Source organism: Terrimonas ginsenosidimutans (assembly GCF_022012415.1).
Taxonomy (GTDB): domain Bacteria; phylum Bacteroidota; class Bacteroidia; order Chitinophagales; family Chitinophagaceae; genus Terrimonas_A; species Terrimonas_A ginsenosidimutans.
This window is the reverse complement of sequence record NZ_JAKLTR010000010.1, coordinates 259862-276269: the sequence shown is the minus strand read 5'-3', so window position 1 is coordinate 276269 and position 16408 is coordinate 259862. Positions and strand designations below refer to the sequence as shown.

The 16408-nt window shown below is 47.5% G+C and carries 7 protein-coding genes; 6 read left to right on the top strand and 1 reads right to left on the bottom strand.

All coding sequences use genetic code 11. The annotated features are described in order from the left end of the window. Positions 1-472: 472 nt before the first annotated feature. The 5 genes from LZZ85_RS16590 (at position 473) to LZZ85_RS16570 (ending at position 13450) form a co-directional block, all read left to right on the top strand. Positions 473-5893, top strand: a complete 5421-nt coding sequence (locus tag LZZ85_RS16590) for a hypothetical protein (RefSeq protein WP_237874414.1) — start codon at positions 473-475, stop codon at positions 5891-5893. A gap of 182 nt (positions 5894-6075) precedes the next feature. Beyond that, positions 6076-10332, top strand: a complete 4257-nt coding sequence (locus LZZ85_RS16585; protein WP_237874412.1) for a hypothetical protein — start codon at positions 6076-6078, stop codon at positions 10330-10332. Between the two features lie 183 nt (positions 10333-10515). Further along, the gene (locus tag LZZ85_RS16580; RefSeq protein ID WP_237874410.1) at positions 10516-11706 is read left to right on the top strand and encodes a Gfo/Idh/MocA family protein; all 1191 of its coding nucleotides are present in this window, start codon (positions 10516-10518) and stop codon (positions 11704-11706) included. A 1-nt stretch (position 11707) separates the two neighbouring features. Continuing rightward, positions 11708-13069, top strand: a complete 1362-nt coding sequence (locus LZZ85_RS16575; RefSeq protein ID WP_237874408.1) for a 3-keto-disaccharide hydrolase — start codon at positions 11708-11710, stop codon at positions 13067-13069. 3 nt (positions 13070-13072) lie between these two features. Then, complete coding sequence (locus LZZ85_RS16570; protein WP_237874406.1) at positions 13073-13450, top strand: hypothetical protein; 378 nt, start codon at positions 13073-13075, stop codon at positions 13448-13450. A gap of 138 nt (positions 13451-13588) precedes the next feature. Here the strand turns inward: LZZ85_RS16570 and LZZ85_RS16565 are convergent, their stop codons facing one another. Further along, a complete protein-coding gene (locus tag LZZ85_RS16565) occupies positions 13589-14908 on the bottom strand; it encodes a Gfo/Idh/MocA family protein (RefSeq protein WP_237874404.1) in 1320 nt (439 codons plus the stop codon). A gap of 219 nt (positions 14909-15127) precedes the next feature. Here LZZ85_RS16565 and LZZ85_RS16560 point away from each other — a divergent pair, with 219 nt between their 5' ends. Continuing rightward, the gene (locus LZZ85_RS16560; RefSeq protein WP_237874402.1) at positions 15128-16351 is read left to right on the top strand and encodes an MFS transporter; all 1224 of its coding nucleotides are present in this window, start codon (positions 15128-15130) and stop codon (positions 16349-16351) included. The last annotated feature ends 57 nt before the right edge of the window (positions 16352-16408 follow it).

Sequence of the window (16408 nt, the reverse complement as noted above, 5' to 3'; positions counted from 1 at the left end):
AGGTGGCTCTGGAGGATCGCAAAGTGCGCAAAGGCTCCGCAAAGGGCGCAAAGAATGCCCGATGAGCTTTGCGCACTTCGCGGAGCCTTTGCGGCCCTGGCGATACTACTGCGACCCGGAACAACTATACTGTACCATCCCCCAATAACATTTCCCGCCCGCTCAAAAACTTTGAACCCTGTTTTCTATCACGCGCTAATATGCCTTCTTTCATAAGTAACAGGATTCAATACCACATTTGTGTGATGCACTAACCTCCCATTTGTCCAATTGGACGACCTTAATGAAATACTCATAGTCTGGTGCAGTGGCTAATACCCCTTTTGTAGAATACAGCACCCACGCACCCATTCACTCAATTCCATCACACATCAGCTAATTTGCTTTTTCCAACCTTGCTGCATGCAAGTACCTTCCTAGTACAAGCCACCTGTCTCTCTGTTATTCACCTTATCACTATTAAACCTTCGACATGAAGCAGGATAACTTGCATGCCATACTGGCCTCTATCATCGGCCATCTCCACACAGACTTCTCCAAAAACGAAAATCAGTTAACGCAGCTTACCGACCTTCTTGGATCCACATTAATGGAGGAGGAAATAGCAGCGCCAACCAACCAGGAATTCTCCTTTGAATCTGCGGATACGTTTTTCAGTCAGAATCGGGCAGGAAAGCAATTGGAGAAGATAGACGAAACTGTAAAACGGATTCTTTCCACTAAAGCCGAAGCACGTGACCTTCGCGTATTCGTACGCGATACGCCGGTAAGAACAACACAATTGCCCGGTAGTAAGCCTGCCTGGGCTGCCGGCGCGAAAGTAGTGGAGACTGTAGGCCCCATCCTTAACCCCGATGGACGGAGGATCTGGCTCGATTTTTACCGCATCGAAAAACTGATCGCGCTGTATATCCAGGGACAAACATTACCCGCATTGCTTTTCAATGCATCCTTCTCTTCCCGTGTTATCAAACCCGCAAACCCGGAGCTTACCAAACAGTACACCATCGTTCCCGGAAGTATCTGGATACAGGCGAAACTCCTTACAAACAGCGCTCCTGCAGACAGATACTGTGGCTTGCGTGTCAAGTCGGGAACGATCACGTTAGACGCCGTTCCGACGCTGACCAACGGAAAACTTACGATCGCTGCAACCAATAACATTCAATGTAAGATCGATCTAGAGCCTGCGGCTGCACAGTCATACAGCCCGGCAAGCGATCATGGTGCGGATGCCCGTAAATCATCCCTGAGCCTTCCGGCACACTGGCATTTCACGGCAAATGGAACAACACGCGCCATTACCGCTATCGATCCTATCGAATGGAATGTATACGGTCAGGAAGCTGTCAGCAGCTGGGATGGAAAACAGACTATTGCATATAATTCCGAGTTGAATCGTGTATTAATTCCACTCAAAACAACTATTGCATCGTTTGAAGTAAAAGAGTGTCTCTCGCCTTTTCAGCAATTGTCCGGCGTGGCGCCATTAACGAAATCATGGTGGGGATTACCGGCGGCGCAAATGGATATTGCCAATCCTCTTGAAGCGGAGGGTGGTGGTGCAATGATCTTTCAGACAGCAAAAGGACTTAGTTGTATTCACCAGGGGCAGGAAGGAAATGAATCGGCCCTGCTGGCTCCGATGTTCATCCTTGAACAGGGGCGGATCGGTTTTACTGACCAGTTAAGCAACACTTCCGGTGCTTCACAGGAGTTGAATATGTGGAAGGATGAGCTGAACCCACACGGCACAAGTATCAAACTTACTTACCTGGCCAGCGCAAACCTGATGTATAACAGTCTTGCGCAAGGCGACGAGATATATGTAGCGAGGGTTGATGCAGATATACGGACTGATCGCCCGGTCAAAGTAAATGGCGAACCTGTCGAAGTAAGAACGAAGAACAGTATGCTGATGCTTGCTGCAAATGCAACGAGAAATGTGATCGGCCTGTTCGATGATAATATTATCTGGGATCATACATTACCTGGAACCAAAACGCCGGTGATCAAACCCATTGGGCTCGCGCTGGAAAATGCATTGTTCACCGTATCTCCCGTTAATGGCTGTATGCTTGTTGGCGAATGTGATAAGGAATGGAAGAAGATCATTAAAAGCCAGCTATTGCTAACATTTGGAATGTTCAGCTACCTGCCAACATTACCTGATCCATATGCAGCCAATCTCGGTCTGCTTCGGGCGCAATTCGAAAGGCTAAAACCTGCAAGAGGGGTGACTGCCGAAAGAAGAATGTGGCTGTGGCTGATCTGCCAGGTTAGTGCAGCTCCGGTCGACCGTAACAAAGACGATGTCAAAGTTGCCTTCCATTTCGGTAACATGCCGGGAGATACAAGTCTGCAGGTCACCACTGATGCAACGGCTGCGGCAGGCAGCGATGCCACTGCAGCAACAGGTGCCACCGCAGCAACAGGCGCGCCTGTTTTAAAGGATGCCGGCGTGATCAAGACCTCACTTGCGTCCCGTATGCTTCACCCGGATGCTGTGATCGCAATGAAAAAGGCCGCATTCAAAAGCGGTGAAATGGATGAGAGCGCCATGACGACAAGAATGATGGTCGTCAACAAGATCCCTGATTATGGAAAAGCATGGGATGATAAAGTAGGGCAACTGGAGAATGATGCATTCGCTCTTCTCGATGTAAGCAGCAATGCAAACCAGATGGGTGTCAGCTTCCAGTATTTTCCTTTAGGAAGGATGGTGATGGAGAGAACTGCAACAGTAGCGGTGGCAGCGGCCGCATCAAATACGGCGTTCCCTTTTATTGTGAAGGATATGGCGGTGCATGCGCCGGGATCTTCTGTGAGGGCATTTACAGTTCCGCAGATCGCCTGGGAACCGGTATTCAATCTTACCCCACCTGTGAAGCCGATGGACCCGCAGGTATTCTTTAACTACTATCCGAATGATGGCGGCCCTACAAGGATCTTCAATACAAACGTGCAGCCGGTTCCGCTTGCGCCCATCCCGGTGGTGGAGCATTTGCTGGAATCATTCAAGGATCCCAAAACGCAAACTTTATCCTTCTTCACACTTCCGTTCGGATTGAAAGCAATTGCGATCATGACAAAGGGTGGAAAGGAAACCATCAAACCCGAATTTGAAAAGAATGCGCCAACCTTCAAGAACAATATGGCCGGTGGCATTCAGATCAAAGCCAGGGCGGGAAACTTTGGTAAAGAGTTCCCCAGCGAACCAAGTCAGAACGATAGCCCGATGTTTGGAGGGTATACGCTGCAGCTGAACAACATTCTTGATATGAACGGAACACCTAATGGAACTTCCACTTTAGGTGATAGCGTATCTACCATCTTTAATAAAAACTTTTGGGCAGACCCGTTTGCATTCAACATACAAAAAGGGGTACCTGTGACTCGGATCGATTGGAGCGGTTACGGTTCAAACCTGTTCAGCAACTGGCTTAGTCCGAATGCAGTGATCGCGCAGACAAGCCAGGCGAAATTTGATGTGGTGAATGGACGTACGGGGCATGAAGTGATCCAGGTTCGCAGTATACTTTATCCATGGGGCATTCGCGTGGTGCGAACGATCACCCTGTTCCGGACGAGCAGCAACTATGTGTATCGCGTTGATAGCGGATGGCAACCGGAAAGCGAAGGACTGTTTGATTTCCGTTATAAATACCTGAAGATAGATGGAACAGAATCGCCCGTGCAAAAGCCTTACACCATTCACCCGGGCGTTGTGCGCGGACTGTATAATATCCAAAACATCCGGGAAGATGATAGTGTGGCCGATTTCAAGGCATATAACAACATTGCAAAGAATACAAATATTGTAGTGGATGGACAGGAGATCCATTATACCGGTAATGCATTTCAGCAGGAAGTACTTTGCAGGCCGGTTTGGTTTGATGCGGATGTAGAAATAGAGAATGTTGTGCAGGGGCATCACGCATTGCTTGACCGGGAAAATATAAAAACAGGAAGGGTCGCTTGCAAGAAGATCCTTGGATATGTTCAGCTGGCCCCTTCAGGTGTGCCGATCACTCCGCACCAGTTCATCAATTTGTTGAACGATCAGGGTGGAGCAATTGGTGGTGATATCAATTGCCAGGTATCTCTTCATGCCACCAATCAGCAGATGCGGATCAATCGTTTTGATATCAATGCCTCCGTTGATAAGAATGGACAACCTGCATTTGTTGCGGCGATACGCGGTAATGTATTGTTACCTCAGGATGGATCATGGAGTATGGTGCAGCATGAAGTGGGTTCAGGTGAAGTAACTCCGCTGGACGAAAGTGTTACACTGCCTGTGATCCGCGAAGGGGAATGGGTTGCGGAGAAAGTAGTGAAAGCAGCAGATGCGGTAAAGGCGTTGGTTAGGATCGCCAATCCGCTGGATATTGTCCGCAATACCGTGGCGGAAACGATCAACTTCGGTCTTCTGCAGAATACAGGAACGCAGAAAGCATTGTTCCTTACACCCGCATTTGCCAATAACGTGCACACACTGATGAGCAAAACGCCTCCTCTTTTCGCGGATGCATACAGGTTGATGACAGGCAATGGGATCTTCCCGAACATCGGTGATGCGATCAGCAGTTTTGGTAAAACGGTTCCATTGCTGAAAGGTGTTGATAAGCTGGGTAATGCGGTCGACATGTTCAAAACAAATGATCTGTTGGATGGCGGCAGGAAAGTACTCGAGTTGTTGGAGGTCAAAGCAACGAAAACCTTGGATACGGTCGTGAGCCAGGGTATGAAATTACTGCAGACCGGAGCGGGTGAACTTGTTGATAAAGCACTGAAGTTTGATGTACCTGATTTTAATATACCGCTGGTTGATATTGATGTACTGAAGATATACATAGAATATAAAGCGAAGACAGCGCAATCAGGTTCATCTCCGGCAAACTCCAAGCTGAGTTTTGATATCGATTCTGCGATGGATGTAGTGGATGATGCGACCAAAACATGGAAGAGCCGTTTGAACGACCTGGCCATGGTTGTTGATCTGGGCAGCATGACTGGCCTGATGAAGATCAAAGGCAATTTTGATGCGAAGAAAGGCAAGGAGACCGGGTATGAAGGTCAGCCAAATGGTTCGGACGATGGAGGTATGCCTTACCCTGAGATCGAATTTCATAAAGACCTCGAACCGGTGATCAAGATCCTCGAAATACTGGCCAGCATTTCTACCGGCGACTATAAGGATGTAATGCAGAAAGGTCTTAAGATCGCCATGAGTAATGCCGGTGAGATCTGGGAGTATAAGTTTGAGGCCACTAAAGAGATCCCGCTTGTTCGTTTCCCGCCAACAAAAACACTGTATGACTCTCCAACAACACCGCTGAAGCTGGAAGCTTCCATGGCATTGGGCGTTTACTTCAATGCAGCGTTGAAAGTAACCACGGATCTTAATCAATTGCTTCCTACTGCGGGTGCATTTATCCAGTTCCATGGCGCACTCAGTGTGATGTGTGTTTCACTTGCAGCTGCGACCATCTATGCAAAAGGCGCCGTTGATCTTCGTATCGGGGCTAACACGCAGGTCGGCCCAACGCTTGATATGAAATTCGGCTTTGGAGCTGAGATCGTTGTTGGATTGCCAGTGATAGGTGGCGTCAACCTGCAGTATATGATCAGTGTGGAAATGCATATTGATTCAGGCACCATCAGGATCGCTGCGGCCATGATGTTCCGCGGACATGCCGAAATACTCGGAGGGCTGGTCGGGATCACGATCACGATCGAAGCCAAGGGAACGATCGAAAGAAGCAATATGCTGCCCGGTACGCCAACTTATTGTGAAGCCAAACTGACCTTCGCGCTTGATATCACCGTTGCATGGGTCATTGACCTGAGCTTTGAAGAATCGTGGAGTGAGAAGAGGAGGATTGCATAGTCCGCGACAGGACTTGAGTAAGAGTATCGCGAAGTTAGCAAAGGACCGCAGAGGACGCAAAGGATGCTTTAGTGAGCTTAGCGATTCTTAGCGCTCTTTGCGATACTTCTACGCAAATCATTCCCGGTATAGTCTCCACCTTTCGAAACCATTAAACTCTTAAACCTTTAAACTTTTCTCTCATGGAAGCAAACCGCCGGTACACAACAATGGTTTTTCCGCAATATTTTGATGGCAATGCTATTAAGGTTCATATCGCTTTAATACCAAGAAATCGTGATCCGTTCAATCCATTGGATACTTATGCCGGTGCGCCGGCAAATAACCTGACGGGTTTTGCGGATCTTGTTCCGCAGTTCAAAGCATATGTGGTGAACTCGCTTGAGGACTTTCCGGTAGCCAATACCAATGCACCGCTGCGCAAGCCAAAGGAAGCAACATTACAGGGGCTTACCTCTGCTCCGAATAAGAAAGCGTTGCTGACGGCGTTGCGGGATCAATCCGGGTTGAAGATCACCAAAACGCATGTGCAGGATAAAGCCGGTGATTCATTGCCGATGGAGAGGTCAGTAAAGAAATATTTACCGGAGTCTTATCGCACCTCATTCAATTTCACCAGCCCGAAACATCCGAATGCAAAAACGGATGACAGCTATCATTGCGCGATGCGTAACCCGCCTCCCGCTACGCCTTTTACGCCATCTTCCGATGATATCAGCTGGGGTAAGGTATATGCTTATATTCTTCGTCAGCCATTGCTGGCAAGGGCAACCGGCCTGGTGTATGAAGCCACAATACCTGTTACAGATCCTGCCTGGTTTGTCAAAGGGGGATACATTTTTGTAAGCGTTGAAAATGCGGATTATGCGCCGGTTCAAGCGCATTCTCTTTTGCATGCAAACGGACCGCTGATCAAACAATATGCAGCAAGAATACCTAAGCTGAAGCAGGGGCAGGCAAGAACATTATTCGCTCCCGTACTCTTCCCGGTATTGGCAAAAGCAGATCCCAATGATCCGGTGGAGCCGATCCCCTATGGGAACTGGGATAAGATCTTTGCTGAAAGCAATGAATACAATGACGGATTCGCCAAGATCGTTCACGCAAATCAACCTATCAGTAAGAATATACTGGCGGAGCAGTTTGATGGAACACATCCGGTACATGATGCAGGCATCCGGCTTGGATGGGATGATGAACAATTGCTGGTCTGGTTCATCCGTCAGCTTCGTGGGGATGAAACCAATTTCAATGCGCCGCTGCCCGATGGAAAAGACCGTATCGATGCACTGTTTGGCGTAGCGGGATACCGGGTGGATGTAAAAGAAGCAGATGTACCCAATGCTGATTGGGAGAGTTTGAATACAGTCATTACCAATGCTGAATATAAGATAGGAACGGCTTCAGTTGGAAATGCCATTGGCCAGTCGCTGGAACTTCCATTCCAGGTATTCCCGTCAAGAGTGGATAGTGACACGAACGAAAGTTTCTGGTTGCCGATGTATTATGGTAACTGGATAGGTAAGAGTATCGTGATGAAAGATACCGATGCTATTGAGATCAACTATCTTCACCAGAGCAAGGACAATGCGGTAAGTCCTGTGCAACTGTTCAACCCGGGGCCATCAAAGATCCCGCTGCATTATGGCAAGATGTACGATTTCCGCGTGCGTCTTTGTGATATCAGCAATGGCGGACCAACGGTAGGGCACGATCCTTTGTATCAAAGTGCTTCTCCTAACGCCTCGGTACATTTTAAGCGGTATATCGCTCCGGCAAATCTGCGCATTATCAATATTGAATCTGCTTTTGAGAGCAATGCCAATACGACAAAGCATATCGAATTCTTTAATGAGAAAATAGAGAATGGCAAAGAAGTGTATGACGCCAATCCGAGGTTGGTGATCAAACGGCCTACGCTTGGTTATCCTGCGGTTGTTTTTACCAATAAATATCAACTGGCTGGCCAGGATCCTGTTCAGTTGCTGAAAACTCTTCCTGTAAAGAAATTGCCTGATGGCGAACTGGAAGCACAGCAGCTGGAGCCGGCACTTGATGATCCTGATGTAAGAAGAGTGGAAGTAGTGGTTGAAGTGGAAACGCTTCGCCTGGACAACCTGATGAGTGCTTCAGGCCGCGAGAACTATGCGTTGCTTTACAGTACGACCCGGGAGTTCCCTGCCGCATTTGATGAAGAACTGGATCTCCAGGTTCGTTTCCGCGATTTTCCTGTATTGAACCTTAGCAACAGTGGTGATCCGCTGAATAGTAACAGCAATCCTTTCAATGACCCGGATCTCAACAAAACAGAAATAGATGCAATGAGTGAGATCATTCTGCCAACGGCAAGAAAGATCCGGATCACTTTACGCGCTGTTTGCGAAGGAGATGATCAGTACTACAAATTCATTAATGAAGGAAATCATGATCTGGATACTCGTTATGGTAAAACGACACAGTTCTTCTTCTATAAAGAATCAGGCGCAGAGAATGAACTGCTGCAACCGAAAGCAAATGTGCCAATGGTACAGGCGTTGTACCTGCAACCTGATCCTGCATTCATCCGCAGGAACCTGATCCCTGCAACATTATTCAGAAGAGAATCATCAATACCAAATCAGCCCGACATTGTACAGCGATTAGCCAAGCAGCTTGGAATGGAAAGCAAAGGCCTGACGATCGTAGGAAAGAAAGGAGAACGCGTTGTGTTCGGATGCAGCAGCCGTATCAGGCACAGCCTTGCGCCGGATAATTCTTCTATCACCTTCTCGTCCAAAGCTGAGCTCGACGGACATTGGCTCGGGTGTATCGTGTACAAAATGAATCGTGACTGGAGTTGGGATGCGATGCAGATCACCAGCTTCCGGATCGGCAGAGATAAAAAGTTCAGGAAAGATGACGAAATTGAACACCAGGATATTGTAGGGGAGATAGAGATCAATCACTCCGTATCGTTTGAAGCATTACAACCGGATGAGTTTGGATTGATCAACCGGGATCATACAACGATCGTATTCATTGATGCAATAGAACCGAAGACAGCATTAAAACGGGCGAACGGATTACCACGTTTCCCGGATGAGATGCAGGTGAATTATACTATCACGCCGCGGTTCAAAGCTGATCACGGAGAAGGAACAACGATTGAACAGCCTGCTCAGCTTGATCTGCCAACCACCATTCGGCCTTCCCAGGTGCCTAAGCTCGCCAGTGCGGGTATCGCCTTTTCTCCTTATCAACGCAATGCCCGGTACAGTGCAACGGAAGCCAGGAAGAAATTCCTCTGGCTTGAATTTGAAGAGCCGGTTGAAGATCCCAATGATACGATCTTCGCAAGAGTGCTGGCTTATGCACCGGACCAGTTATTAAGCAATAACAACCCGGAACTGTTCATTGCGCCGCAGGAACCTGCATTGCCGATAGATCCGGAATATATGCGGGTGATCACCCCGTTGCAAAGTGATGAGAAGGCCGGTTTGAATGCGATGCAGCCATTGATCAAAGCAACAGACAGTAACAGGCATTATATCTTGCCGCTGCCTCCGGGTCTTCACGCGGAGAGTGATGAGATGTTTGGGTTCTTCACGTACGAATTCCGGATCGGCCACAATCACTGGACTGACAGGAATGAAAATCTCTGGAGCACCGCACAGGGAAGATTTGGAAGAGCACTGCGCGTAACGGGAATACAACATCCTGCGCCAACCTTGTTGTGTACACTTAACCGGGATAATAAACGTCTTTACGTGAATGCTCCCTATGCAAAAGCCGTAGCAAATGGAAGAAATGTTACTTCCGCTCCGCCAAGAACGCAACTATGGGCATTGTTGTATGCGCAGGTGAAACAGGCTGACGGGAAGGAATTCAGGAATATTCTATTGGGGGAAAAGCCGCTCGACTGGCGAAGACGTGTTTTTGAAACTGCTGAAGTGACAGAGTTGAACACCACGCTGTTCCGTGAGATGAGAAGAGACCGGTCACAGTTCCTGTTCAAGAAAGAGATCGTTGAAATAGGAAAGGTGAAGGTCGATAAAGCGATCATCAAAGCGATCAGAAAAGATATGCCGGTTGTCGGCACTTGCGTTTGGGAGAATAAGGAAATTGAAGAGATGCTGGATCTGTACGGGTTGCCGGAAGAATCTCCGTTAAGCGTAGTGGTGGTGGAATTGTTTGGCAATATCAGAAGTTTCAGAGAGCATATCACCAATTTGCAGGATGCCGGCGTTAGAGACAATGTGATCGCAACGGCGAGAAGCAGCTCTGTAAAAGATGAAAAGGAGCAGGAAGTATTTGCCAGAATGGTGCATACAACCGGTGAGAACAGGGAAGATGTAGCCGCCACGGTGCAGATACGGCCGTTGAGCAGCGGGCTGGGGCATTACAGGATCTTGCGGACCTCACCGCTGACGGAAGTGCCGTTCGTGTGCTGCCCATGCTGATAAATTCAGTTTTTGTAAGAGTATCGCAAAGGGCGCAAAAGAGATCGCAGAGAACGCAAAGACCATCTTTGCGCCCTCTGCGTGTCCCTTGCGTCCTTTGCGATACTCCCTCACCTTTCGAAAATTTGGTTAGCCTAAAAGACCACGAAACCGTACATTTGAGAAACTCCGTTTTGCTCAAATATGAAAAGAAGGGATTTTCTCCTGAATACCAGTTTGTTAACCGGCGGTTTGCTGCTCAACGCCAGTTGGAAAAGAGCTTCCGGACCGATCCGTGTAGGCATCATTGGCTGTGGAGATCGTGGTAAAGGCATCGCATCTGTTCTTGGTGAATTCAAAGATCAATTCACTATTGCTGCGCTCTGCGACGTCCTTGATTTTCGCCTGGATGCCGCAAAAAAAGTAGCTGCGGCTTCTGCTGCTGCTATCTATAAAGACTACCGTAAACTTCTTGACGATAAATCCATCCAGGCTGTAGTCATCGCTACTTCCCTGGATATGCATTATCCAGTTGCCAAAGATGCGCTGCTGGCCGGCAAGCATATTTATCTCGAGAAGGCAATGACATTCTCCATTGAGGAAGCCCTGGACCTTGTAAAGCTCAGTCAGAAACTTTCTTCACAAACATTGATGGTCGGTCATCAGTACCGCTATACGCCACTTTATTTCAAGGTGAAGCAGATGATCGGGAGCGGTTATCTTGGAGCCGTTACACAGATCGATTGCCGCTGGGACAGGAACTGGAACTGGAGAAGACCTGTGCCGGCAGGATATTCCGACGAGCAGATCAACTGGCGGATGTATAAACGCAGATCCGGTGGGCTGACAGCGGAATTGCTTTCCCATCAGATGGATTTTATCAACTGGGCTTTTGACACGCACCCTGATGAGATACTTGGAACCGGGGGAATTGATTTTTATAAAGATGGAAGAGAAACATATGATAATGTGCAGGCCATTCTCCGTTATAGCAGGAAGGGAATGATCGGCAACTTCGGTGCAACCTGTGGGAACGCAAAAGAAGGATACATCTTCAAGATCAAAGGCACGCGCGGAATGGTCTCTCTATTGCCGCATGAAGGCATCTTCTATCCCGAAGCCGAAACACGAAAACAGTTGCAGACAGTAGATGGCGTTACGGGAGCTTCTCCCATAGAGTGGAATAACGACGGCGGAACATCTATCATGAAGGAAAAGATGAAAGACGGAACATGGTATGCGCTGAAGGAATTTCATGAATGCATTACACAGGGGAAGATCCCTGTGTCAAATGTGAAGACCGGAGCCACTACCGCCATTTGCGTACACCTGGCAAACAAAGCCATGTATTCTCATACTATTCAAAATTGGAAAACAGCTTATAACCTGGTTTAAGATGAAGAAAAGCACTATCACAGCGTTCGCATTGTTAAGTCTCGCGGTTTCTGTAAATGCTCAAAAAGGCTGGACAAACCTTTTTGATGGTAAGTCTCTCAACGGCTGGAAAAAGGTTGCCGGAGACGCGGAATACAAAATTGAAGAGAATGCAATTGTCGGTATCACCGTTCCCAATACGCCCAATACTTTCCTGATCACGGATAAAGAGTATGGCGATTTTGTACTGGAGCTTGAAGTAAAGATCATGGATACAACATCGAACTCAGGCATACAGTTCCGCAGTCAGTATGATGCCGCGGGAAATAAAGGAAAAGGCAAAGTCTTCGGTTATCAATATGAGTTGGATCCTTCTTCCCGTAAGTGGACGGCTGGTGTGTATGATGAAAGCAGGAGGGACTGGTTGTATCCGCTGATGCTGAATCCTTCCGCGCAGGATCTTTTGAAGACCGGCGTTTACAATAAGGTAAGAGTTGAATGTATCGGCAATAAAATCAAGACATGGATCAACGATAAGCCGGCAGCTTATGTGGTGGATAGTGTGGATGCGAAAGGGATCATCGCATTACAGGTGCATAGTATAGGTAAACCGGAAATGGCCGGAAAGAAAATATTCTGGAAAAATATCCGGATAAAGACCAGCGACCTGAAACCCGCTTCATTTCCTTCAAACATTTATACAGTGAATACAATTCCGAATACACTAACTGAAGAAGAAAAGAAAGCCGGGTGGAAGCTGCTGTTTGATGGTGTAAGTAACAAAGGATGGAAAGGAGCTTACAAACCCGGGTTCCCGCAGAATGGCTGGGAGATCAGGGATGGTGAATTGCGTGTACTGGCGTCAACCGGTGCGGAATCAACCAATGGCGGTGATATTGTAACGGAAGAACAATTCAGCGCATTTGATCTCTCTTTTGATTTTAAATTAACGGCCGGTGCGAATAGCGGCGTCAAATATTTTGTTACGCTTTCAGAGAACAACCAGGGTTCTGCCATCGGACTGGAGTATCAGTTACTGGACGACACACTTCATCCGGATGCGAAGCTTGGCCGCGATGGCAACCGTACGCTTGCTTCCCTGTATGACCTGATCAAAGCGGATAAGCAAAAACGATTTATCAAACAACCGGGAGAATGGAATTCAGGAAGGGTTATCGTTCATCCGGACAATAGGGTAGAACATTACCTGAACGGAATAAAAGTGCTGGAGTATCAGAGAGGATCACAGGCTTACCGCGACCTGGTTGCGTTAAGTAAATACAAAGTGTGGCCGGCTTTTGGAGAGGCAAAGCAAGGCTATATCCTGTTGCAGGATCACGGAAATGCGGTAAGCTTCCGCAGCATTAAAATCAGAAAGCTATAGCAGATGCAGAAAGAGATATGGATATACGTATGCGGCGTGCACAGCCTGCTGTTTGCGGTATTCCATATGGGGTTCTGGAGATTGTTCAAATGGAGAACGGAGCTGCGCAAGTTGAGTGAGGTGAACCGGGGTATTATGCAGGTATTGAATCTTCGGCTGGTATTTGTGTTTTTGCTGTTTGCTTTTCTGTGTTTCTTTTACCCGAGAGACCTTTATACAACCGGGCTTGGGAGGGCTTTACTGGCGGGCATTTCTTTGTTCTGGCTGGGCAGACTGGTGGAGCAGTTTATTTTCTTTCCTAAAGGAAATGCATATGCGCATTTGCTTACCGTCTTGTTTTTCCTGGGGTTTATGCTTTTTCTTTTACCGGTGGTTGCGTAGTAAGTAAGTATCGCAGAGTTCGCTAAGGGATCGCAAAGAACGCAAAGACCTTAAAGCCCTTTGCAATCCCTTGGCGCCCTTTGCAATCCCCTTGCGCACTCTGCGATCCCTTAGCGCACTCTGCGATACTTTTTACACTTATACGATCGGTGCCCAGCCTTTTTGATACTCCCGTTTCCACATAGCACTCGCTTCTTTATCGTTCAGGATATGCCCATCCTGCGGGTTGCACTTCAGTGTTCTTCCTGTGCGTTGTGCAATGTTTGCAAGGTGGCAAAGCAGGTTGCTCTTATGCCCCTCATCAATAGGGGAAGTGAGTTTTGCTTCGCCCCGGATACTGTTTACGAAATTATTAAAGTGATAGAAATCGAGATTGCCGCTTGCGCTTACTGCGTTGGTAGCATCATTCTTTGTATCGCTTTTTACTTCTTTAACAAGTTTATTATTATAGTCGAAGATCTTATAATCGTCATTCCCTCCGTTGACCAAAGTTCCTTTATCGCCATAGATAGCGAAACCTCTTCCGGCGCCTTCTACAGGAAATATGTTACAGCTGCGGCTTTCCCAGGTGATTGATTTCTGGTCACCGAATTCAAATGTGGCAACCTGTGTATCCGGGGTTTCCCAATCATCTTTGAATGCATATCGTCCACCGGCGGAGGTTACTTTTGTTGGATAATCAACACCAAGGAACCAGCGGCAGCAATCTATTTCGTGTGTTCCATTGTTGCAGGTTTCGGATGTTCCCCAATGCCAGAACCAGTGCCAGTTATAGTGAACGAGATTGTCTTTGTAATCACGGCGCGGTGCGGGACCCTGCCAGAGATCGAAGTCGAGCGTTGAAGGAACCGGCACTTTCTTACCAATCCCGATAGATTTCCGGTTATTCGCGTACCATCCTTTTCCAAAATAGGCATTGCCAATGATTCCTTCCTGTCTTACCAGTCGTACGGCTTCAGTGAGGTTTGGAAATGAACGGCGCTGGTTACCCATTTCGATCAGTTGCTTTGGATATTTTTTCATTGCCTGGATGAGCAGTTCTCCTTCATAGGCATTATGGCTGCATGGTTTTTCCACGTATACGTGTTTACCATGTGTAACGCCAAGGATGGCAGCGGGAGCATGCCAGTGATCGGGAGCTGCCACTACGAGCGCATCAAAGTCTTTCTGCTCTACCAGTTTCCTGATATCCTTTACTATGGCCGGTTTTTTTGATTTTCCGGCAAAAGGCTTCAATCCATTGGCGATAGCCTTTTCTTCCACATCACAGAGATAGGCGATCTCTACGTTTGGAAGCGAAGCGAAACATTCAGCCAGATAGGAGCCGCGGCTGTTAACGCCCATTACGGCCAGTACAACTTTGTTTGATGGAGCATTTTTTCCAAATACAGGAAAATTCAGGATGGTTACTCCTGCAGTGGCAAGTGAAGTGTTGCGGATGAAATCCCTGCGGCGCATAGATCGTTAGGTTTTGTTTTAAAGACAAGAGGTGAACGAGGGGGGAGGGGAGGTTTCACATAGGGTTCAAAGGTTCCTTAATATTTGGTATTGCCACTGGTGACAATAGTTTCAGATTTAAGTCGCCCGCACTTCTGGAACCCATGGAACCTTTGAAACCTCCAAAACTTTTCAACTTCCCACACCCCCTCCCCCTAAAGATAGGTATATTGCGCATTCATGACCCGTAAAGAACTGATCATACTTTTGTTGTTGGCAGGCCTCAATTTTACCCATTTCCTGGATTTTATGGTGATGATGCCGCTGAATAACTATCTCACTCCGTATTTTAATATTTCACCGAGGCAATTCAGCTTTATGGTGAGTGCGTATTCGATCAGTGCGGCGGTATCTGGTTTTGCGACGGCGTTTATCGTGGATAGTTATGACAGGAAGAAGATCCTGCTTTATTCTTATGCAGGCTTTATCGCCGGGACTATTGCCTGCGGACTGGCCACCTCTTATCCGTTGTTGCTGGCCGCGAGGATCGTGGCGGGATTGTTTGGCGGCATTATCGGAGCGCAGGTGCTGGCGATCATCGCGGATATTTTCCCCTATGAAAGAAGAGGTAAGGCAATGGCGTCTGTTTCTATTTCATTTGCAATTGCATCGATATTAGGTGTTCCGTTTTCTTTGTACTTGGCCAACCTGTTTCATGAGGACTGGCATGTACCATTTCTTTTTGTTGCCGGAATAGGACTGGTGCTGATCCCATTCGTGATCCGTTTTGTGCCGGCAATGAGAGGCCATCTTGATAGCGGGCTTACACGGACGCCCCCATTGGTTTTACTGGGAAAGGTGATCCGGACCAACCGGCAGATCTCAGCACTCATCTTTTCTTGCCTGTTGATGATCGGGCATTTCCTGATCATCCCTTTTATCACTCCGTATATGGAGTTCAATAAAGGCTATTCGAAAAATGTGATCCCCACCATTTATCTCGTGGGAGGAGGTGCATCCCTGATCGCTGCGTTGTTATTAGGGCGACTGTCTGATAAGAAGGGGAAGCTGCCTATTTATTCATGGTCGGTGTTCCTTTCTCTGTTCATGGTGTTGTTGCTTACAAAAATGCCGGTGATGCCCTTTTCACTGGTGCTGACGGTCTTCGCCTTCTGGTTTGTATTTGCTACAGGAAGAGCATTAACTGCACAGGCAATGATCAGTGAAGTGGTTCCTCCTGAACAGCGGGGAAGCTTTATGAGTTTTAATGGATGCGTACAGCAGATCGGTACCGGGCTGGCATCTTTACTCGCTGGTTTTATTGTATACGATGATCCATCCGGAAAGATCTACCGGTATGAGTGGCTTGGGTATATCAGCATTTTCGTGCTGGTGATCACGATCGTGATGGCGAGGTTGATCTTTCGCAAAATGGATGAGGGTAAAGTAAAAAGTCAAAATTAAAAAGTAAAAAACAGTTTCGTTTATCAGGGATCAACACCTGTATAAGGGGAATATTTT